Annotated in this window: 21 protein-coding genes; 6 read left to right on the top strand and 15 right to left on the bottom strand. The window is 55.3% G+C overall.

Annotated features, from left to right (window positions below; genetic code table 11):
• Positions 1-12 precede the first annotated feature (12 nt).
• The 6 genes from moaD to C5F52_RS15795 are packed head-to-tail and all read right to left on the bottom strand — an operon-like array spanning position 13 to position 5,995.
• Positions 13-276, bottom strand: a complete 264-nt coding sequence (gene moaD, locus C5F52_RS15820; protein ID WP_104799322.1) for a molybdopterin converting factor subunit 1 — start codon at positions 274-276, stop codon at positions 13-15.
• Complete coding sequence (gene glp, locus C5F52_RS15815; protein ID WP_104799321.1) at positions 273-1,508, bottom strand: gephyrin-like molybdotransferase Glp; 1,236 nt, start codon at positions 1,506-1,508, stop codon at positions 273-275. The genes moaD and glp overlap by 4 nt, the downstream gene beginning before the upstream one ends.
• On the bottom strand, positions 1,505-2,035 hold the full coding sequence (mobB, locus tag C5F52_RS15810) for a molybdopterin-guanine dinucleotide biosynthesis protein B (protein ID WP_104799320.1): 531 nt from the start codon (positions 2,033-2,035) through the stop codon (positions 1,505-1,507). The genes glp and mobB overlap by 4 nt, the downstream gene beginning before the upstream one ends.
• Positions 2,032-3,465, bottom strand: a complete 1,434-nt coding sequence (gene thrC, locus C5F52_RS15805) for a threonine synthase (RefSeq protein WP_104799319.1) — start codon at positions 3,463-3,465, stop codon at positions 2,032-2,034. Before thrC ends, mobB begins: the two co-directional genes overlap by 4 nt.
• Complete coding sequence (locus tag C5F52_RS15800) at positions 3,465-4,775, bottom strand: homoserine dehydrogenase (protein WP_104799318.1); 1,311 nt, start codon at positions 4,773-4,775, stop codon at positions 3,465-3,467. Before C5F52_RS15800 ends, thrC begins: the two co-directional genes overlap by 1 nt.
• Positions 4,772-5,995, bottom strand: coding sequence for a pyridoxal phosphate-dependent aminotransferase (locus C5F52_RS15795; protein ID WP_104799317.1), 1,224 nt, complete (start codon positions 5,993-5,995; stop codon positions 4,772-4,774). Before C5F52_RS15795 ends, C5F52_RS15800 begins: the two co-directional genes overlap by 4 nt.
• 64 nt (positions 5,996-6,059) lie before the next feature.
• Here C5F52_RS15795 and C5F52_RS15790 point away from each other — a divergent pair, with 64 nt between their 5' ends.
• From C5F52_RS15790 to C5F52_RS15780, 3 genes are all read left to right on the top strand, one after another.
• A complete protein-coding gene (locus C5F52_RS15790; RefSeq protein ID WP_104799316.1) occupies positions 6,060-6,446 on the top strand; it encodes an Mth938-like domain-containing protein in 387 nt (128 codons plus the stop codon).
• A gap of 149 nt (positions 6,447-6,595) precedes the next feature.
• The gene (locus C5F52_RS15785; RefSeq protein WP_104799315.1) at positions 6,596-7,081 is read left to right on the top strand and encodes a peroxiredoxin; all 486 of its coding nucleotides are present in this window, start codon (positions 6,596-6,598) and stop codon (positions 7,079-7,081) included.
• A gap of 165 nt (positions 7,082-7,246) precedes the next feature.
• The gene (locus C5F52_RS15780; RefSeq protein ID WP_104799314.1) at positions 7,247-8,890 is read left to right on the top strand and encodes a PhoH family protein; all 1,644 of its coding nucleotides are present in this window, start codon (positions 7,247-7,249) and stop codon (positions 8,888-8,890) included.
• Positions 8,891-8,904: 14 nt separating this feature from the next.
• Here C5F52_RS15780 and dnaB read toward each other — a convergent pair whose 3' ends face one another.
• From dnaB to C5F52_RS30365, 7 genes are all read right to left on the bottom strand, one after another.
• Positions 8,905-10,317 carry a replicative DNA helicase gene (gene dnaB, locus C5F52_RS15775; protein WP_104799313.1) on the bottom strand — a complete coding sequence of 471 codons (1,413 nt, stop codon included), beginning with the start codon at positions 10,315-10,317 and terminating at the stop codon, positions 8,905-8,907.
• 146 nt (positions 10,318-10,463) lie between these two features.
• On the bottom strand, positions 10,464-10,916 hold the full coding sequence (gene rplI / locus C5F52_RS15770) for a 50S ribosomal protein L9 (RefSeq protein ID WP_104799312.1): 453 nt from the start codon (positions 10,914-10,916) through the stop codon (positions 10,464-10,466).
• Between the two features lie 11 nt (positions 10,917-10,927).
• On the bottom strand, positions 10,928-11,209 hold the full coding sequence (gene rpsR, locus C5F52_RS15765; RefSeq protein ID WP_044397946.1) for a 30S ribosomal protein S18: 282 nt from the start codon (positions 11,207-11,209) through the stop codon (positions 10,928-10,930).
• A 12-nt stretch (positions 11,210-11,221) separates the two neighbouring features.
• Positions 11,222-11,512 carry a primosomal replication protein N gene (gene priB / locus C5F52_RS15760; RefSeq protein ID WP_104799311.1) on the bottom strand — a complete coding sequence of 97 codons (291 nt, stop codon included), beginning with the start codon at positions 11,510-11,512 and terminating at the stop codon, positions 11,222-11,224.
• Between the two features lie 20 nt (positions 11,513-11,532).
• The gene (gene rpsF, locus C5F52_RS15755; RefSeq protein WP_104799310.1) at positions 11,533-11,898 is read right to left on the bottom strand and encodes a 30S ribosomal protein S6; all 366 of its coding nucleotides are present in this window, start codon (positions 11,896-11,898) and stop codon (positions 11,533-11,535) included.
• Between the two features lie 73 nt (positions 11,899-11,971).
• Entirely contained in the window at positions 11,972-13,972 is a 2,001-nt protein-coding gene (locus C5F52_RS15750; protein WP_161499714.1) for a VC_2705 family sodium/solute symporter, read from the bottom strand.
• A complete protein-coding gene (locus C5F52_RS30365) occupies positions 13,959-14,087 on the bottom strand; it encodes a hypothetical protein (RefSeq protein WP_255416370.1) in 129 nt (42 codons plus the stop codon). The genes C5F52_RS15750 and C5F52_RS30365 overlap by 14 nt, the downstream gene beginning before the upstream one ends.
• On the opposite strand from C5F52_RS30365, the gene C5F52_RS29925 reads away from it, so the two are divergent.
• Positions 14,086-14,241: a hypothetical protein gene (locus C5F52_RS29925; protein ID WP_161499713.1), complete on the top strand. Its 156-nt coding sequence runs from the start codon at positions 14,086-14,088 to the stop codon at positions 14,239-14,241. The two genes, C5F52_RS30365 and C5F52_RS29925, sit on opposite strands and share 2 nt — an antisense overlap.
• On the opposite strand, the gene ppsA is transcribed toward C5F52_RS29925, so the two are convergent.
• Positions 14,227-16,617: a phosphoenolpyruvate synthase gene (gene ppsA, locus C5F52_RS15745; RefSeq protein WP_104799308.1), complete on the bottom strand. Its 2,391-nt coding sequence runs from the start codon at positions 16,615-16,617 to the stop codon at positions 14,227-14,229. The two genes, C5F52_RS29925 and ppsA, sit on opposite strands and share 15 nt — an antisense overlap.
• 168 nt (positions 16,618-16,785) lie before the next feature.
• On the opposite strand from ppsA, the gene C5F52_RS15740 reads away from it, so the two are divergent.
• Positions 16,786-17,613, top strand: coding sequence for a pyruvate, water dikinase regulatory protein (locus tag C5F52_RS15740; protein WP_104799307.1), 828 nt, complete (start codon positions 16,786-16,788; stop codon positions 17,611-17,613).
• Positions 17,614-17,684: 71 nt separating this feature from the next.
• On the opposite strand, the gene C5F52_RS15735 is transcribed toward C5F52_RS15740, so the two are convergent.
• Positions 17,685-18,092: a heme-binding protein gene (locus C5F52_RS15735; protein ID WP_104799306.1), complete on the bottom strand. Its 408-nt coding sequence runs from the start codon at positions 18,090-18,092 to the stop codon at positions 17,685-17,687.
• 170 nt (positions 18,093-18,262) lie between these two features.
• On the opposite strand from C5F52_RS15735, the gene C5F52_RS15730 reads away from it, so the two are divergent.
• Entirely contained in the window at positions 18,263-18,952 is a 690-nt protein-coding gene (locus tag C5F52_RS15730) for a Bax inhibitor-1 family protein (protein WP_104799305.1), read from the top strand.
• The last annotated feature ends 68 nt before the right edge of the window (positions 18,953-19,020 follow it).

Here is a 19,020-nt window from a genome sequence, read left to right as displayed (position 1 = left end):
GTGCCTCTGGGTTTAGCCGCCAGTGACGGGCGGAAAGAAGGCCACTTCGCAACCTTCGCTCAATGCGGCAGACGCATCGCACAGGTCTTGGTTCAAGGCCATGCGCACGGCACGGCCATGGGCCAGTGCTTCGGCGTAAGCGCCACCGCGTGCAATCAGCTCATCACGCAAAGCTTGGAGTGTGACCGCTTGTGTGCTCACGCTTTCGCCGCCCTGCCCGATGGCTTCGCGAATGGATGCAAAGTATTTGAGGTTCACGTTGTAGGTCACGCTCATGCCAGCCACTCCGCAAAAGAAATAAAGCGAACGGTATCGCCTTTTGAAATCGTTTGCCCAGCAGGGTTATCCACCACGCCATCGCCCCATACGGCAGAGGTGAGCACGCCAGAGCTTTGGTTAGGGAACAAATCCAAGCTGCCTTGCGCGTTGCGTTTGACACGCAAAAACTCACGGCGCTTGTCGGCGCGGGGCCAATCGAAATGAGCTGTCATGTCGGTGCGTGCGATATCAGTCTTCGTCACACCTTGCAAGGCCAACACAAACGGACGTACCAACAACAAGAAGGTCACAAAACTGGACACGGGGTTGCCGGGCAGACCCATGAAGTGACACGCACCACCATCGCGGTTCACCTTGCCATACGCAAAGGGCTTGCCGGGCTTGATGGCCAGTTGCCACAAATTCAACTCACCCAAACTTTCCACCGCGGGTTTGATGTGGTCTTCTTCGCCCACCGACACGCCGCCGCTGGTGAGAATCAAATCATGGTGCTGCGCCGCATCGCGCAGGGCAGCGATGGTGGCGTCGCGTTTGTCGGGCACGATGCCCAGGTCGGTCACCTCGCAACCCAAGCGCTGCAACATGGCGCGCAAAAAGAAACGGTTGGAGTTGTAAATGGCGCCAGCAAGCATCGCCTCAGGGGCCACATCGCCGGGCATGACCAATTCATCGCCGGTAGAGAACAGAGCCACACGCGGACGTGCAGACACTTGCAACTGAGCCAAACCAATACTGGCCGCCAAGCCCAACTCAGCGGGTGACAACCGTGTGCCTTTGCTCAGCACCGTCGCGCCGCGTGTGACGTCTTCGCCTGAGCGACGAATCCACTGTCCTACCGGCACAGCCTTGTTCACCTTGACTTGATCGCCCTCTAAGGCTTCGCAGTCCTCTTGCATGACCACAGCATCAGCGCCAGGGGGAATGGGTGCCCCAGTAAAGATACGTGCAGCCTCGCCGGCATGGAGCTGCGTGCCGTGTGTACCTGCGGGAATGCGTTGCGTCACACGTAGCACAGCGCCTTCTTGCGCACAGTCGGCTACTCGAATGGCGTAGCCATCCATTGAACTGTTGTCTTGCGGGGGCACCTGCAAGGCAGCCGTCACGTCTTGCGCCAACACGCGGCCATCAGCTTCAAAAGTAGAAACCGATTGCACCCCCGTCAATGCACGAGCTTGCGCCAGCAATTGCGGCAAAGCGTCATCGAGTGAAAGCAAGGGAGGACGGGTCATAGCAAAGGTGGGTTGTATTCGAAACGGTCTTCATTGGCCACCAACCATTCGGTGATGGCATAGGGGTCATTCAAATCAAGCACAGGACGCTGCGTGGCCTCTGGCATGTTTTGCGGTGAATCGGTGGCGATGGCCACCACAAAGTCATCATGCGGGTAACGCACAGGTTGCTCAGACGCTTTGCGCCAGACTTCAACCTTGAGCAAATCGCTTTTCTTAAAGCCTTCGACCAGCACCCAGTCCACGCCGTCGTACACCTCGGCCAACAAGTGGTGCACAGACAGCTGCGCAGGCTGCTCAAACTGACGCTGCAAGACCAAGCGTTGGTTGGACGCCACCAGCACCTCAAATGCGCCGGCTTCACGGTGACGCCAGCTGTCTTTGCCGGGCTTGTCGATGTCAAAGTTGTGGTGCGCATGTTTGACGACAGACACGCGCAGGCCTTTCATTCGCATGCAGCCAATCAGCTGCTCCACCAAGGTGGTTTTTCCTGAGCCGGAGTAACCGGCAAAGGCAACGACTTTCATGCGTGATCGCAATGCTGGGTGATGTACGCCTTAATTTGCGCCACATCCGCCTTCATCACCTGCACACGCTTAGGCAAAGCTTCGATGCCTTCAAACTTGGACGGACGATTGGGCTCTTGGCCCAAGGCTTCCACGATGGTGGCCGCAAATTTGATGGGCAAAGCAGTTTCCAGCACGATCATCGGCACGCCAGCCTTGATGTGTTCACGCGCCACTTTCACGCCGTCGGCGGTGTGCGTGTCGATCATCTCGCCAAAGCGTTTGTGCACGTCTTGGATGGTGGCCAATCGGTTGGCATGTGTGCTCTTGCCGCTGGCAAAACCGTAACGCGCTGCTGCTTCTGCAAAGTGTGGATTGCCACTCAGGTCGAACTTGCCGTTCTTCGAGATTTGTGGTCCAAACAAGTCTTTGGTGAGCGCCGCGTCGCGACCGAGTAAATCGAACACAAAGCGTTCGAAGTTGCTGGCCTTGGAAATATCCATCGATGGGCTAGAGGTTTCGTGCGTGTCAGCACTTCCGCGCACGCGGTACACGCCCGTGCGGAAGAACTCGTCGAGCACATCGTTTTCGTTGGTGGCAGCCACCAAGGTGTCCACAGGCAAGCCCATCATGCGGGCCACATGGCCAGCGCACACGTTGCCAAAGTTGCCGCTCGGCACGGTGAAGCTCACCTTTTGGCTGTTGGCTGTAGTGGCCTGGAAATAGCCAGCAAAGTAGTACACCACTTGCGCCAACAAACGCGCCCAATTGATGGAGTTGACTGTGCCAATTTTGTATTTGGTTTTGAAGTCCAAATCGTTGGACACGGCTTTGACCAAATCTTGGCAATCGTCAAACACGCCTTCGATGGCGATGTTGTGGATGTTCTCATCCATCAAGCTGAACATTTGCGCTTGTTGGAACGGGCTCATGCGGCCGTGTGGGCTGGTCATGAACACGCGCACACCTTTTTTGCCACGCATGGCGTATTCGGCCGCGCTGCCAGTGTCGCCACTGGTCGCACCAAAAATATTCAACTCTTCGCCACGGCGCGCCAACTCATATTCAAACAAGTTGCCCAACAGTTGCATGGCCATGTCTTTGAACGCGAGCGTGGGGCCGTTTGACAAAGCCTCCACCCATAAGCCGTCTTCTAACTTGCGCAGAGGCACGATGGCCTCGGTGCCGTAAACCTCTTTGGTGTAGGTCTTGGCGCACAAGGCTTTTAAGTCATCCGCAGGAATGTCATCGATATAGAGCGACAGCACTTCAAACGCCAAGGTTGCGTAGCCTTGGGTTTGGAACGTAGTGCGCAAACGCGTGAGCGCTGCATCGTCCACCTGTGGATAGTGCTCGGGCAAATACAAACCACCATCCGGGGCCAAGCCCTCGAGGAGGATTTCACAAAAACGCTTGCGCTCGGCGTGGCCGCGCGTGGACAAATACAGCATCAGTTCAACTCTTCTTTGCGGATGCGGGTGATCGGGGCCAACACGGTGGTCAACTTTTGCATTTCAGCAAGGGCTTCATTCATCTTGGCTTCCACACAATCGTGGGTCAAGATGATGAGGTCGGTATGGCTCTCGCCCTCACCAGCTTCGCGCTGCAACACGGCATCAATGCTGATGGCTGTATTGGCCAAAATGCCTGTGACCTTGGCGAGCACGCCCGCTTGGTCGGCCACGCGCAAGCGCAGGTAGTAGCTGGTGACCACTTGGGCCATCGGCAGAATGGGCAAGTTGCTCATCGCGTCGGGCTGGAAGGCCAAATGCGGCACGCGGTTCAACGGGTCTGCGGTGTGCAAACGTGTGATGTCCACCAAGTCGGCGATCACCGCGCTGGCGGTGGGTTCACTGCCCGCACCTTTGCCGTAATACAAGGTGGTGCCCACAGCGTCGGCTTGCACCATCACGGCGTTCATCGCGCCTTCAACGTTGGCAATCAAACGCTTCGCTGGCACCAAGCAGGGATGCACGCGCAGTTCAATGCCTGCGGCGGTGCGCTTGGAAATACCCAACAACTTGATGCGGTAGCCGAGTTGTTCGGCGTACTTGATGTCTTGTGATTCGAGCTTGGTGATGCCTTCGACATAGGCCTTGTCAAACTGCACAGGCACGCCAAACGCGATGGCCGACATGATGGTGGCTTTGTGCGCGGCATCCACACCTTCGATGTCAAAGGTCGGATCAGCTTCGGCATAGCCCAAAGCTTGCGCTTGCTTAAGTACATCGTTAAAGGTCAAGCCCTTGTCGCGCATCTCAGACAAGATGAAATTGGTTGTGCCATTGATGATGCCAGCCAACCACTGAATGCGGTTGGCCGTGAGGCCTTCGCGCAAAGCTTTGATGATCGGAATACCGCCAGCGACCGCAGCTTCAAACGCGACCATCACGCCTTTTTTGTGAGCAGCAGCAAAAATTTCTGTGCCGTGCACCGCCAGCAATGCTTTGTTGGCCGTGACCACATGCTTGCCTGCTTCAATGGCTTCGAGCACGAGTTGCTTGGCAATGCCGTAGCCACCAATGAGTTCGACCACGATGTCGATGTCAGGGTTGGCGATGATCTTGCGCGCATCGTCCACCACTTGCACATTCGCGCCCACGATGCTTTTGGCACGTGCCACATCGAGGTCAGCCACCATGGTGACTTCAATGCCGCGACCGGCGCGACGTTGGATTTCTTCTTGGTTGCGTTTGAGCACTTCGAAAGTGCCGCTGCCTACAGTGCCAATGCCTAAGAGGCCTACTTGAATCGGTTTCATGCTTTTCTGCTTCGGTAGTTTTCTAAGAATTTTGCGATGCGCGAGATGGCCTCACGCAAGTCGTCTTCGTGGGGCAAGAACACGATGCGGAAGTGGTCCGTGGTCTTCCAGTTAAAGCCCGTGCCCTGCACCAACATGACCTTGGTTTCTTGGAGCAACTCTAAGAAAAACTGTTGGTCATCTTTGATGGGGTACACCTTGGGGTCCAAGCGCGGGAACATATACAAAGCAGCTTGCGGCTTCACACACGTCACGCCGGGAATAGCGGTGATGAGTTCATAGGCCAAGTCGCGTTGCTTGCGCAAACGACCGCCCTCGCCCACCAAATCGTTGATGCTTTGGTAACCACCTAAGGCGGTTTGAATGGCCCACTGGCCTGGCACGTTGGCACACAAGCGCATGTTCGAGAGCATGTTGAGGCCCTCGATGTAATCGGCTGCAGGCTTTTTGTCACCCGACACCACCAGCCAACCCGCGCGATAGCCACATGAGCGGTAGCTCTTAGACAGCGAGTTGAAGGTGAGTGTCAACACGTCTTCGCTCAAACTGCCAAGCGGCGTGTGTTTGACACCGTCGTACAAGACCTTGTCATACACCTCGTCTGCAAAGATGATCAAGCCATGCTTGCGTGCTAGCTCCACGATTTGCATCAGCAATTCGTCTGAATACAAAGCACCCGTTGGGTTGTTGGGGTTAATGACCACAATACCCTTGGTGTTCTTGGTGATCTTCGAACGAATGTCTTCGATGTCAGGCATCCAACCATTCGCTTCGTCACACACATAGTGCACGGGTGTGCCGCCAGACAAGCTGACCGCTGCAGTCCACAACGGATAGTCGGGCGCAGGCAACAGCAACTCGTCGCCGTTATTCAGCAAGCCGTTGGTGGCCATGACGATGAGTTCACTCGCGCCATTGCCCAAGTAAATGTCATCGAGCGTGACGCCTTTGATGCCTTGCTTTTGCGTCTCGTGCATCACCGCTTTGCGGGCGCCAAAAATGCCTTTGCTGTCCGAGTAACCCGCCGAGGTGGGCAGGTTGCGGATCATGTCTTGCTGAATTTCTTCAGGCGCATCAAAGCCAAACACGGCCAAGTTGCCGATGTTGAGTTTGATGATCTTGTGGCCTTCCTCCTCCATTTGACGCGCTCGGTCCATGATGGGACCGCGAATGTCATAACAGACGTTGGACAGCTTGTTGGATTTTTGGATCTTCTTCAAAGTCCCTCCGAGGGCTCTTTTACAGGGTGAAACCTATAATTTGACCACAGATCTCAAGGCATTTATGAAATTACAACCCGATCGCATCGAGACCCAGTCCGTCACCGCCTATGGCCCAGGATGGATTGCCATCCAAGGCGAAAAAATCACGCACAGTGTGCTGATCACCTCCGAGGGGCTGCGCCTCGATTGGGATTGCCAAAGTTTTGAAGATTTAGGCCCACAACAATTCGCACAACTGGCCGAGTTAGATGTGGAGTTGGTGATCTTTGGCAGCGGTGAACGTTTGCGTTTCCCCAAGCCCGAATGGCAAGTGGGCTTGATGCAGCGCCGCTTAGGTCTAGAGACCATGGATACACAAGCGGCTTGCCGCACTTACAACATCTTGGCGGGCGAAGGCCGCAAAGTAGCGGCGGCATTATTAATCGAAGCTTCTACAAGTAAGAATTAAGAACACGCTTCGCCGCGCATCTGCTTGATGCGTTGATTCGTATGCAAGCCTAGGTTTCTAAGTTAAAATAGTGGGTTGCCGGAAGGGGGCTGTCTCGACAGTCGCCTCCTTCATCCGGCCGTTTGAACTGTCACACCTGATTGAGCGCTATGGCAATTGTTGTCAACAAACCCCTCCCCGAATTTGAAGCCAACGCCACAGGCGGCATTAAGGTAAGCAACACCTCGCACAACGGCCAAGTGATGGTCTTGTACTTTTACCCAAAGGACAACACGCCTGGCTGCACCACAGAGGCCATGCAGTTCCGCGACAAGTACAAAGACTTCGTCAAAGCTGGCGCCATGGTGTTTGGCGTGTCACGCGACAACATGAAGTCGCATGATGAATTCAAAACCAAACTCGAACTGCCTTTCGAGCTGATTGCTGACACCGAAGAAAAGATGTGCCACATGTTTGGCGTCGTGAAAAACAAAATCATGTACGGTAAAAAAGTCAAAGGCATTGAGCGCAGCACCTTCTTGGTGGGCGCAGACGGCTTGCTGAAAGAAGAGTGGCGCGGCCTCAAAGTGCCTGGCCATGTGGACGAAGTGCTCAAGGCGGTCAAAGCCCTCAAGAAAGCCACTGCTGCTGCTTAAACCGTCATCCAAAGTGTCACAGAGCTCGGTTATAGTGGCTTCATGACATTGACAGAAGCGAACACGTTTGCAACGAAAAGCCGCCTTGGCCTCCAGGCGGCTTTTTCGCTTTTTAAGTCGGTGCTGATGCTTTCCACTTGCGTTTCAACTCTTTAAGTTTCATCTATGCCACTGCCTCCCGCCCCCGCCAAACGTGCCGCTTTGTTGAACACCGAGGGCTTAGATGCCGCAGCGCCTAAATCGCGCAGCACACGCAAATCGGCACCGCGCCGTGACACCCACGAAGTCGAAGCACCAGTGCCCACCAAAGCACCAGAAGCGCCACTCGCCGCACGCAAATCCGAACCCATGCCCGCCTACAAAGGCGAGCGCAAAGCAGCCGCCCCTGCGCGTGCAGCCACTCCTAAGAAGAAACACACAGGCCCTACTAAGCTCTTTGTGCTCGACACCAATGTGTTGATGCATGACCCGATGTGCTTGTTCCGCTTCGAAGAACACGATGTGTTCTTGCCCATGATCGTGCTCGAAGAGCTCGATGGCCACAAAAAAGGCATGACCGAAGTGGCGCGCAACGCGCGCCAAACCAGCCGTTCGCTTGATGCTTTGGTGGCTTCGCACGGCGCAGACATCACGACAGGCATTAAGCTTGACGGCACAGGCCACATTCAAGTGGGGGGCCGTTTGTTCTTCCAAACCGAGCCGCTTGATTTCACCCTACCTTCTAGCCTGCCCCAAGGCAAAGCCGACAACCAAATTTTGGGAGTGGTCGAGGCCCTGCGCATCAAGCACGCACCGCGCGAAGTGGTGTTGGTCTCCAAAGACATCAACATGCGCGTCAAAGCACGCGCCTTGGGTCTGGCCGCTGAGGACTACCAAAACGACAAGACTCTGGAAGACGGTGACCTCCTCTACTCGGGCGCCATCGCCCTACCAGAAGACTTCTGGCTCAAGCACGCCAAAGAGGTGGAAAGCTGGCAAAGCGGCAGCCACACCTTCTACCGCCTAAGCGGCCCTTTAGTACCCGACCTGCACATCAATCAGTTTGTGTATTACGAGTCAGCCGGTGAGCCAAGTCTCTATGCCCGTGTGACCGAAATTCGCGGCAACACCGTGGTCTTGAAAACGCTCAAAGACTTCACGCATCTCAAAAATGCGGTGTGGGGCGTGACCACACGCAACCGTGAACAAAACTTCGCGATGAACTTGCTGACCGATCCAGAAATTGACTTCGTCACCCTCACTGGCACTGCAGGCACCGGCAAGACCTTGATGGCCTTGGCCGCAGGCCTGACGCAAGTATTGGACGACCGTCGCTACACCGAAATCATCATGACCCGCGCCACGGTGAGCGTAGGCGAAGACATCGGCTTCTTGCCAGGCACCGAAGAAGAAAAAATGGGTCCATGGATGGGCGCCTTAGACGACAACCTTGAAGTACTGGCCAAGACCGACACCAACTCGGGCGACTGGGGCCGTGCCGCGACCAATGATTTGATTCGCAGCCGCATCAAGATCAAGAGCCTGAACTTCATGCGTGGACGCACGTTCTTGAACAAGTACCTCATCATCGATGAAGCCCAGAACTTGACGCCCAAGCAAATGAAAACGCTCATCACGCGCGCAGGTCCCGGCACCAAGATTGTGTGCATGGGTAACTTGGCGCAGATCGATACGCCTTACCTGACAGAAGGCTCATCGGGCCTGACGTATGCGGTAGACCGTTTCAAAGGTTGGCCACATGGCGGCCACATCACCTTGGCCCGTGGCGAGCGCTCACGCTTGGCTGACTTTGCCAGTGAAGTGCTTTAAGCCTTAAGAGCTGGCTAGTAGTCGCCACCACTGCTGTAGCCACTGGCCAAGCTTTCGAACTTGGTGAGTGGCTTCAAGAAAGCCAGCTTGACGGTTCCAGTGGGGCCGTTACGCTGCTTACCGATGATGACCTCGGCCACGCCCGGCTCTTTGGATTCTTTGTTGTAGTAATCGTCGCGGTAAATGAACATGATCACGTCCGCGTCCTGCTCAATCGCACCCGATTCACGCAAGTCACTCATCATGGGACGTTTGTCGGTGCGTTGTTCCACGCTTCGGTTGAGCTGAGACAGTGCAATCACAGGGCATTGCAGCTCTTTGGCGAGCATTTTCAAGCCACGAGAAATTTCGCCAATCTCGGTCGCACGGTTGTCGCCACCGCTGCTGCTAGAGCCGCTCATGAGCTGCAAATAGTCGACCACGATGAGGCCAAGCTTGCCGCATTGACGCGACAAACGACGCGCGTTGGCACGCAGCTCACTCGGGGTTAAGCCCGGTGTTTCATCGATGTGCAACGACACATTGCGCAGCTTCTCAATGGCTTCCGTTAAACGCGGCCACTCGTCATCACTCAACTTGCCCGTACGCAAATGGCCTTGGTCCACACGACCAATCGAACCCACGATACGAACTGCCAACTGCGCGGCGCCCATTTCCATCGAGAACACCGCCACGGGCAAACCTTCGTTCAAGGCCACGTGCTCGGCAATGTTGATGGCCAAGGCTGTTTTGCCCATGGATGGACGCGCTGCCAACACAATCAAATCGCCGGGCTGCAAGCCTGAGGTCATGCGGTCAAAGTCAATGAAGCCCGTAGGTACACCCGTGATATCGCTCTGGCTGTCCGCCATTTCCTGCACACGGTCTAACAAGTCAACTACCAACTGCGGCATGGCTTGAAAACCTTGCTTCATGCGCGAGCCTTCTTCACCGATGTTGAAGATTTTTTGCTCGGCTTCGTCCAAGATTTGGGCCACCGCTCTGCCCTGCGTGTTGAAGGCGTTGGTGGCAATTTCATCGCTGGCCGTCACCAGCTTGCGCAGGATGGAACGTTCGCGCACGATTTCGGCATAACGTCGGATATTGCTGGCGCTCGGCACGTATTGCGCCAAAGCGTTGAGGTAGCCCAAGCCACCAATTTCTTCGGCTTTGCCTAATGCTTGCAAGTGTTCATACACCGTGATCACGTCAGCCGGACGGCTGGTGTTCACCAAGGCGCCGATGGCGGCATACACCTGCTTATGTTCGTAACGGTAGAAGTCGCCATCCTCTAACAAGTCGCCCACACGGTCCCATGCGCCGTTGTCTAGCAACAAGCCACCCAATACGCTGGACTCCGCCTCAATCGAGTGCGGAGGAATACGCAATTGTGCAATTTGCTGGTCGTGAGAGAAGCTCTCATCAAAGCTGTTAGAAGCGGCTGACATGGTGATCCTGTAAAACGCACATCCTAAGCCCAGTGAAGCCAGATGCTTGGGATAACTCTGTGGATAAGAGGTGGGTTAGCTGGGGAAATGCAAAGAACAAATAAAAAAGCCGCTCCGAAGAGCGGCTTCATGTGATGCAGAAAAGCTTAAGCAGCTTCGCCGTACACAGAGACAGTGATCTCAACGATCACGTCGGTGTGCAACGCCACACCCACGGTGCTGTCGCTCACAACCTTGATAGGGCCGTGAGGCATGCGGATTTGGGCTTTGGCCACTGCGAAACCTTCTTTTGTCAACGCTTCAGCGATGTCATGGTTGGTCACAGAGCCAAACAAGCGGCCATCCACACCGGCTTTTTGGCCGATCTTGACGGCTTTGCCGGCCAATTTTTCGCCTTGAGCTTGTGCAGCAGCCAATTTCTCAGCAGCAGCTTTTTCGAGTTCAGCGCGGCGAACTTCGAATTCTTTGATCGCTGTCTCAGTGGCGCGACGTGCGCGGCCTGATGGGATCAAAAAGTTACGGGCGTAACCATCTTTCACACGGACGATTTCGCCGAGGTTGCCGAGGTTCACGACCTTGTCGAGCAGAATAATTTGCATGGTCGGTCTCCTTAGATCTTGTGCTGGTCGCTGTATGGCACCAAGGCCAAGAAGCGCGCGCGCTTGATGGCAGTGTTCAGCTGACGTTGGTAAATGGCGCGTGTGCCGGTGAGGCGTGCGGGAATGATCTTGCCGTTTTCGGCAATGAAGTCACGCAATGTGTCGACGTCTTTGTAGTCGATTTCTTCAACGCCAGTGACGGTGAAGCGGCAGAAGCGCTTGCGCTTGAAAAGCAATGATTGCGTGTTGCGCTTTGGGCGCTTGTCTTTGTTGAATTTCTTGAATGTGGCCATGATCTGGGCCTCCTATGAAATTTGCTGAAAATCTTGAATATGAAAAACGACGTTTTTGCTGTTACGAGGTGAGGCCAAAAAGCCGCTGAACTGCCAAAGGCTACCGAGGGGAAGTTGAGCGAGACGCTCAGCTAAAGATCCCAAGGCGACTGTTTTGACGGTTGCTTTGACTTGTCGCTTTTGCCCTGCTTCTTGTATTTCAGACTCGTGTTCGAGACTCAAATCAATGGCGGGTAAACCGGCTGGGGTGTATCGCAGGGCCGAAGCCTCCACAACACAAGCATTCAAAACAACGTGGTTCAAACCTTGTAATGAGTCAGCAATTAGCCCGCGAACTCAGCTTGCTGGTTCTTGCGAGCTTCTTCGCGCTCGACTGTCTTCATCATGATGGAAGGCGCGGTGTCGGCCTTCTTACGCAAGACAGTCATGTGGCGCAACACAGCATCGTTGAACTTGAACGCGTGTTCGAGTTCAGACATCACAGCTTGGCTAGCTTCGATGTTCAAGCAAATGTAGTGAGCTTTGGCAAGCTTGTTGATCATGTAGGCCAACTGGCGGCGACCCCAGTCTTCCGTACGATGAATAGCACCACCACCTGCGGTGATCATGCCTTTGTAACGCTCCAGCATGGCTGGAACTTGTTCGCTTTGATCCGGGTGGATCAACAAAATGATTTCGTAATGACGCATGGACACTCCTTGTGGATGTGAAGCTGCCTACGGCGTCTGACGCGGGCAGCAAGGGAAAAGCCCACGATTATAGTCAATTTTTTAGCGTGTTCGAGAGCTTGCTGCCCGCCACGCCAAGTAACAGCCCTACGGGCACCCCAAAAACGCCCGCGCACACGGGGTCAAGTCCAAACCACAAGGTGTCAGCGGCCTGCAGTTGAAAGCGCATTTGTAACCAAGGGTGGTTGACCGCGATGTAATACAAAGTGACGACCAACCCAGACACCATGGCCATCAAAGCCCCTACACGGTTCATGCCGCGCCAGTAAATGCCCAGCAACAGCACGGGGAAAAACGTGGCCGCGGCCAAAGAAAACGCACATGTGACCCAAAATAAAATACTCACGGGGCGGTTAGTGGCAAACCAAGCAGCCATCAGTGCCACCACCATCAGCAAAATTTTGGACAACATCACACGGCGCAACGGGGGCGCATTGGGCTCTGCTGTTTGAAAGTACAAGTCTTGCGCCAGGGCGTTCGAGATGGTCAACAACAAGCCATCCGCTGTTGACAAGGCCGCAGCCAACGCGCCAGCAGCCAACAAGCCCGTGAAGACCGACGAGATGTGCGTGATCTCTGGCACGCCCAGCACCAAGTAATCGTTGAACAAACGGATGTCTGCAAACTGCACGATGCCGTCTTGGTTGTAATCTTGAATACTCAACAGCGCCAATTTGCGCAGCTTCAAGCGATCCGCCCAATCTGGCAGTTGGTCCAAGTGCGAGCCGACCAACTCGGTCAGCACAAACGATTTGAGCAAGACCGCGAGCGCAGAAGCGCAAAGGTAAACCACCACGATGATGCCCAAAGCCCAAACCACCGAGCGCTGAGCCTCTGCAGGTGTAGACGTGGTGTAAGAGCGCACCAAAATATGTGGCAACGCAGCCGTGCCCAACATCAAGCAAAACACAAGCCCCAAGCTGTTGAACCACCCCTGGTTCCAGCCATTGAGCAAAGGCACTTGAAAGCCCACGGGACGATAGATGGCCTCAGCCAACACCTCGCGCTCAGCTTGCCACGCCCCCACCAAGCGATCCACCGATGTCTCACGCCAAGCAGGATTGGCCTCTAGCTTTTGAATCTCACGCAGCGAAGCCCCCTCGGCTTTGGCCCTTGCCACTTGACGAGCCACAGCTTGGCGTTCGACCTCGCGGGCGTATGTGGGCTCAGCAATCTTCACATCCAAATTGCTCATGCGCAAACTGATGACATCACGCGTACTCAACTCAGCAGGATCTGTTTCAATTTGCTTGGCGCGCTGCTGGATTTCAGGCAACGACTGAGCCGCTGCAATCGTCACAAAAGGATGACCTTGCGTCTTGAAAGACACGGCCATGCCGAGGACCACCATCGACACCACGATGACCACACATTGCACACCCTGCGTCCAAGTGACGGCGCGCATGCCACCCAAGAATGAACACAGCAACACACCACCCAACGCCAAGAACACACCCAACTCAAAGGTCAAGCCCGAGAGCATGGAAGCCACAAGGCCAATGCCGTAAATTTGCGCCACCAAGTAAATACTGGAGCACAAAATAGCGCCCCACGCAGCGAACCAACGCACAGCCGCACTGTCAAAGCGACGGCCTAAGAAATCAGGGATGGTGATGGATTGCGAGAGGTTGAGCTTGGCGGCAAATAAAAAACCGAGCAAACAAAAACCGCCTGTCCAGCCAAGTAAATAAGCCAAGCCGCCGGGATGCTGACCATCGCCGACAAAGCCATCCGACAACAACAAACCTGTGAGGCCAATGAACGAGGCGGCAGAAATCCAATCAGCCGCTGTCGCCATGCCGTTGAGCGGTGCGCTGATGCGTCGCCCTGCGACAAAATATTCTTCAGGCGTGGTGGTGCGGCAAAACATGCCAATCACGGCATAACCGATGATGGAGACCACCAAGAAAAAACCGTTCACAACGCCCTTGGGTACGCCTGCAAAGTCAGCAAGCAGCAACAACAGTGTCAGCACAACCAGCCCAGCAAAGCTGAGCAACAACAAACGCCAAGGCCAAGACTTAAGACGCATCATCGGTCGGATGCGAAGCTTGCGTGCCCCACCAAGCGAGCAGCAAGTACAGAACAGGCACGGCTTGCGCCACCCACAAAAAATGCAGTAACGTGGCATCTGGCAAGAGCCAAGCCATGCCCAAAGACCCCACCGTCAAAACCACCAGCCCCGCCGCACCCCACAACGCACGTCTGGGCAAAGCCGTGACTTCGATCGTTGTGGGACGCGGCGCCTCTGAGTCAGAGGCTGTAGAGGGCTGCGGCATCAAAGCGGTATTACTTGGCCAATGATTTCCAAGTGTCGATCACGCTGTCTGGGTTGAGCGAGATGGAGCTGATGCCCTCATCGGCCAACCAGTGCGCGAAGTCGGGGTGGTCGCTGGGGCCTTGGCCGCAGATACCCACGTACTTGCCTTGCGCCAAACATGCGGCGATGGCTTTGCTGAGCAAAGCTTTCACAGCAGGGTCGCGCTCGTCAAAGTCAGCGGCCAACAACTCCAAGCCAGAGTCACGGTCCAGGCCCAAGGTGAGTTGGGTCAAGTCGTTCGAGCCGATGGAGAAGCCGTCAAAGAACTTCAAGAAGTCGTCGGCGAGGATGGCGTTGCTAGGCACTTCGCACATCATGATGACCTTGAGGTCGTTCTCGCCGCGCTTCAAACCGTGCTCGGCCAACAAGTTGGTCACGCGTTCGGCTTGGCCCAAGGTGCGCACGAATGGCACCATGACTTGCACGTTGGTCAAACCCATGTCGGTACGCACGCGGCGCATGGCTTCACACTCCATCGCAAAGGCTTCACCGAAGTCTTCGCTGATGTAGCGTGCGGCGCCACGGAAGCCCAACATTGGGTTTTCTTCCTCTGGCTCGTAGCGGCTGCCACCAATGAGTTTGCGGTATTCGTTGGACTTGAAGTCCGACATACGCACGATGACTGGCTTTGGCCAGAACGCCGCAGCGATGGTGGCAATGCCTTCGGCCACTTTGTCCACGTAGAACGCGCGAGGCGAAGCGTGACCGCGGGCCACGGACTCAACCGCCTTCTTCAAATCAGCATCGACATTCGGGTAGTCAAGAATCGCCTTAGGGTGCACACCAATGTTGTTGTTGATGATGAACTCCAAACGGGCCAAGCCCACGCCTTCGTTGGGCAATTGGCAGAAGTCGAACGCCAACTGTGGGTTACCCACGTTCATCATGATCTTGGTTTTGATGCTGGGCATTTCGCCGCGTTGCACTTCGGTCACTTCGGTCTCTAACAAACCGTCATAGATCAAACCGGTGTCGCCTTCAGAGCAGCTCACGGTCACCAAGGTGCCGTCTTTCAAGCGCTCAGTCGCGTCACCGCAACCCACCACCGCAGGAATACCCAACTCACGCGCAATGATGGCGGCGTGGCAGGTACGGCCACCACGGTTGGTCACGATGGCGCTGGCGCGCTTCATCACAGGTTCCCAGTTGGGGTCTGTCATGTCGGTCACCAACACATCGCCAGGCTGGACAGTGTCCATCTCGCTGATGTTGTGCACCAAGCGCACAGGGCCGGTGCCAATCTTTTGGCCAATCGCGCGGCCTTCAGCCAGCACGGTGCTATGGCCTTTGAGCTTGTAGCGGAACTCGGACTGACCTTTGGCTTGGCTCTTCACAGTCTCTGGGCGCGCTTGCAAGATGTAGAGCTGGCCGTCTGTGCCGTCTTTGCCCCACTCAATGTCCATAGGACGGCCGTAATGGGCCTCAATCACCATGGCGTAGTGGGCCAATTGCTCCACGTCAGAGTCAGTCAATGAGTAGCGGTTGCGCAACTCGGTGGGCACATCCACGGTCTTGACCAATTTGCCTGTGGCTTTTTTCTCTTCAGCAGTGGAGAACACCATTTCAATGAGCTTAGAGCCCAAGTTGCGGCGAATCACAGCGCGCTTGCCAGCTTTCAAAGTTGGCTTGTGCACATAAAACTCGTCGGGGTTCACAGCACCCTGCACCACGGTCTCGCCGAGGCCGTAGCTGGAGGTGATGAACACCACATCTTCAAAACCAGACTCGGTGTCGATGGTGAACATCACACCGGCAGCGCCTGTGTCAGAACGCACCATGCGTTGCACGCCGGCAGACAAAGCCACGTCGGCGTGGGCAAAGCCCTTGTGCACGCGGTAGCTGATGGCGCGGTCGTTGTACAACGAAGCAAACACTTCTTTCATCTTGTGCAGCACTTCGTCAATGCCGTGCACGTTGAGGAAAGTTTCTTGCTGGCCAGCGAAAGACGCGTCAGGCAAGTCTTCAGCGGTGGCGGATGAACGCACCGCAAAGGTGGCGGCAGCATTGCCTTCAGACAAAGTCGCGAACGCTTCCGCAATGGCTTTTTGTAAATCGGCAGGGAAAGGCTGAGCTTCCACCATGGCGCGAATTTCGGCGCCGACTTGGGCCAAGGCACGCACATCTTCGGTGTCGAGCTTGTCCAAGCGGGCATTGATTTTGTCGACCAAACCGTCGTAAGCCAAGAACTCACGGAAGGCATGGGCCGTAGTGGCAAAGCCTGTAGGCACGCGCACGCCAGTGGGCAATTGCGAAATCATTTCGCCGAGGCTGGCGTTTTTGCCGCCAACGGATTCGACGTCCGTCATTCGAAGTTTTTCGAAGGGAACCACCAAGGCGGTAGGGCTAAAAAGTGCAGTCATAGACAAGCTCCAAAAGTTAAAACGGGTGCGGCCATGCAGCGCGGCGACTTTGTAGTTTTTTGAATGGGTCGAACAGTCTGCGTGGCGAAATTCGGATAATGCAGCATTGTAGGTGGCCGACAGGGCCCCTTCTCTGCCCAACCCCGTGGTTCCTATTGAAAGTTTTTCATGCCCAATCCCACCGTTTTCTTTGTGTCTGACGGCACAGGCATCACCGCAGAAACCTTTGGCAACGCCATCTTGGCGCAGTTCGAGGTGAAATTTCGTCACATCCGCATTCCGTTTGTGGACTCGGTGGACAAAGCCCACCAAGCCGTGCGTCAAATCTTGCACACAGGCGAGGTCGAAGGCCGTAAGCCGATTGTGTTTACCACGCTGGTGAACATGGAGGTGTTGAGCGTCATCTTGGAAGGCTGTAAAGAAAAAACCATGCTGATGGACATGTTCAGCATCTTTGTGAACCCGCTCGAAAAAGAACTGGGCATCAAGTCCAACCACCGTGTGGGCCGCTTCTCAGACGCCAGCAAGAGCCAAGAGTACCGCGACCGCATCGAGGCCATCAACTTCAGCTTGGCCCATGACGATGGCCAGCTCAACCGCGACTTGGAGTTATCTGACGTGATTTTGGTAGGCGTGAGCCGCAGCGGCAAAACCCCCACCAGCTTGTACTTGGCCATGCAGCACGGCTTGAAAGCCTCCAACTACCCGCTCATCCCCGAAGACTTCGAGCGCCGCCAACTGCCGCCAGCTCTGATGCCACACAAAAAGAAAATCTTTGGCCTGACTATTCAGCCCGAGCGTCTGAGCGAAATTCGCAACGAACGCCGCCCCGACTCCAAATACGCCAGCTTGGCCAACTGCCGCCACGAAGTGGCAGAGGCCGAGGCCATGATGCGCCGTGCGGGCATTCGCTGGCTATCCACCACGCACAAGAGTATCGAAGAAATTGCCACCACCATCCTGCAAGAAATCAATCCTGAGCGTTTGATTTACTAAACACAGCGCCCTTCAACGCAAAAAAGCCCCGCAGCCAAAACTGCGGGGCTTATCTTTGAGAGCGCGCTGATTTACAGACCGATGGCGGCAATGCCAGCCTTGGCAATTTGCGCGTCTTCGTTGGACTTGACACCGCTCACGCCCACGGCGCCGATGCACTGGCCGTCTTTCATGATGGGCACACCACCTTCGAGCATGCCTTTGACTTCAGGCGCAGTCACAAACGACACGCGGCCACCGTTGATGACGTCTTCGTAAATCTTGCTTTCACGACGACCCAAGGCGGCGGTGTGCGCTTTGGCTGGGGCGATGTGCGCCGAAATGGCAGGAGCGCCGTCCAAACGGTGCAGGTTCAACAAATGACCGCCATCGTCCACGATGGCGATGGTCACAGCCCAGTTGTTTTTCAAAGCTTCCGCTTCGGCGGCGGCGGCAATGGTTTTGACATCTGCGGATTCGAGGAAGTGTTTGGTTTTCATGTGAAGCGAGTTTGAAAAGTAAGAAAACCCCAAGCATACCGACTCTGATCGCCCCACTACCCTCGCCCAAGACAAAAGAAACCTCAATAAAAGTAAGCGATAGCCTTGCGCGACTTGAAACCCTTAGAATTTGCTCGATCTGAATCATCAGGTTCATAGGAGATCTAGACATGAATGACAACTTCCAAACCGCTGACTACTACGCTGTACCCACAGCGCAAGAGCGCAACCGCGTGGTGCGCAACACCTATTGGTTGCTCGCCATCAGCATGTTGCCCACCGTCTTAGGCGCATGGGTTGGCGTGACCACAGGCATCAGCTACGCCATCTCTGGCGTGATGGGCATGATTTTGATGGTGGCTGGCGCCTTCGGCTTCATCTACGCCATCGAGCGCACCAAAGAAAGTGCCACAGGCGTGTACGTGCTGCTGGGCTTCACCTTCTTCATGGGTCTCATGCTCTCTCGCCTGATTGCCATGGTGCTGGGCTTCAAAAACGGTGCTGAACTGGTGATGACTGCGTTTGCAGGCACCGCAGGCGTGTTCTTTGTGATGGCCAGCTTAGCCACCGTCATCAAGCGCGACTTGTCTGGCATGGGCAAATGGCTCATGGTGGGTGCTGTGGTCTTGATGGTGGGCAGCATCATCAACGTGTTCGTCGGTTCATCCGTCGGCATGATGGTGATTTCCATGTTGTCCATGGCCATCTTCAGCGCGTTCATGTTGTACGACTTGAAGCAAGTGATGGACGGCGGCGAAACCAACTACATCAGCGCCACGCTGACCTTGTATTTGGACATCATCAACGTGTTCCAAAGCTTGCTGTCATTGCTTGGCATCTTTGGTGGCGAACGCGAATAAGCGTTTGTTACGCCAACTAAAAAGGGACCTCACGGTCCCTTTTTTACGTCTGTAGATTTTCAAGCGCT

This window comes from Limnohabitans sp. TS-CS-82 (assembly GCF_002943475.1).
This window is presented reverse-complemented; position numbering and strand designations above follow the sequence as displayed.

What these genes read in the sequence shown, in the direction of transcription:
- moaD (WP_104799322.1), bottom strand. Translation starts at nt 276, where the DNA reads ATGAGCGTGACCTACAACGTGAACCTCAAATACTTTGCATCCATTCGC.
- glp (WP_104799321.1), bottom strand. Translation starts at nt 1,508, where the DNA reads ATGACCCGTCCTCCCTTGCTTTCACTCGATGACGCTTTGCCGCAATTG.
- mobB (WP_104799320.1), bottom strand. Translation starts at nt 2,035, where the DNA reads ATGAAAGTCGTTGCCTTTGCCGGTTACTCCGGCTCAGGAAAAACCACC.
- thrC (WP_104799319.1), bottom strand. Translation starts at nt 3,465, where the DNA reads ATGCTGTATTTGTCCACGCGCGGCCACGCCGAGCGCAAGCGTTTTTGT.
- C5F52_RS15800 (WP_104799318.1), bottom strand. Translation starts at nt 4,775, where the DNA reads ATGAAACCGATTCAAGTAGGCCTCTTAGGCATTGGCACTGTAGGCAGC.
- C5F52_RS15790 (WP_104799316.1), top strand. Translation starts at nt 6,060, where the DNA reads ATGAAATTACAACCCGATCGCATCGAGACCCAGTCCGTCACCGCCTAT.
- C5F52_RS15785 (WP_104799315.1), top strand. Translation starts at nt 6,596, where the DNA reads ATGGCAATTGTTGTCAACAAACCCCTCCCCGAATTTGAAGCCAACGCC.
- C5F52_RS15780 (WP_104799314.1), top strand. Translation starts at nt 7,247, where the DNA reads ATGCCACTGCCTCCCGCCCCCGCCAAACGTGCCGCTTTGTTGAACACC.
- dnaB (WP_104799313.1), bottom strand. Translation starts at nt 10,317, where the DNA reads ATGTCAGCCGCTTCTAACAGCTTTGATGAGAGCTTCTCTCACGACCAG.
- rplI (WP_104799312.1), bottom strand. Translation starts at nt 10,916, where the DNA reads ATGCAAATTATTCTGCTCGACAAGGTCGTGAACCTCGGCAACCTCGGC.
- rpsR (WP_044397946.1), bottom strand. Translation starts at nt 11,209, where the DNA reads ATGGCCACATTCAAGAAATTCAACAAAGACAAGCGCCCAAAGCGCAAC.
- rpsF (WP_104799310.1), bottom strand. Translation starts at nt 11,898, where the DNA reads ATGCGTCATTACGAAATCATTTTGTTGATCCACCCGGATCAAAGCGAA.
- C5F52_RS15750 (WP_161499714.1), bottom strand. Translation starts at nt 13,972, where the DNA reads ATGATGCGTCTTAAGTCTTGGCCTTGGCGTTTGTTGTTGCTCAGCTTT.
- C5F52_RS29925 (WP_161499713.1), top strand. Translation starts at nt 14,086, where the DNA reads ATGCCCAAAGACCCCACCGTCAAAACCACCAGCCCCGCCGCACCCCAC.
- C5F52_RS30365 (WP_255416370.1), bottom strand. Translation starts at nt 14,087, where the DNA reads ATGGCTTGGCTCTTGCCAGATGCCACGTTACTGCATTTTTTGTGGGTG.
- ppsA (WP_104799308.1), bottom strand. Translation starts at nt 16,617, where the DNA reads ATGACTGCACTTTTTAGCCCTACCGCCTTGGTGGTTCCCTTCGAAAAA.
- C5F52_RS15740 (WP_104799307.1), top strand. Translation starts at nt 16,786, where the DNA reads ATGCCCAATCCCACCGTTTTCTTTGTGTCTGACGGCACAGGCATCACC.
- C5F52_RS15735 (WP_104799306.1), bottom strand. Translation starts at nt 18,092, where the DNA reads ATGAAAACCAAACACTTCCTCGAATCCGCAGATGTCAAAACCATTGCC.
- C5F52_RS15730 (WP_104799305.1), top strand. Translation starts at nt 18,263, where the DNA reads ATGAATGACAACTTCCAAACCGCTGACTACTACGCTGTACCCACAGCG.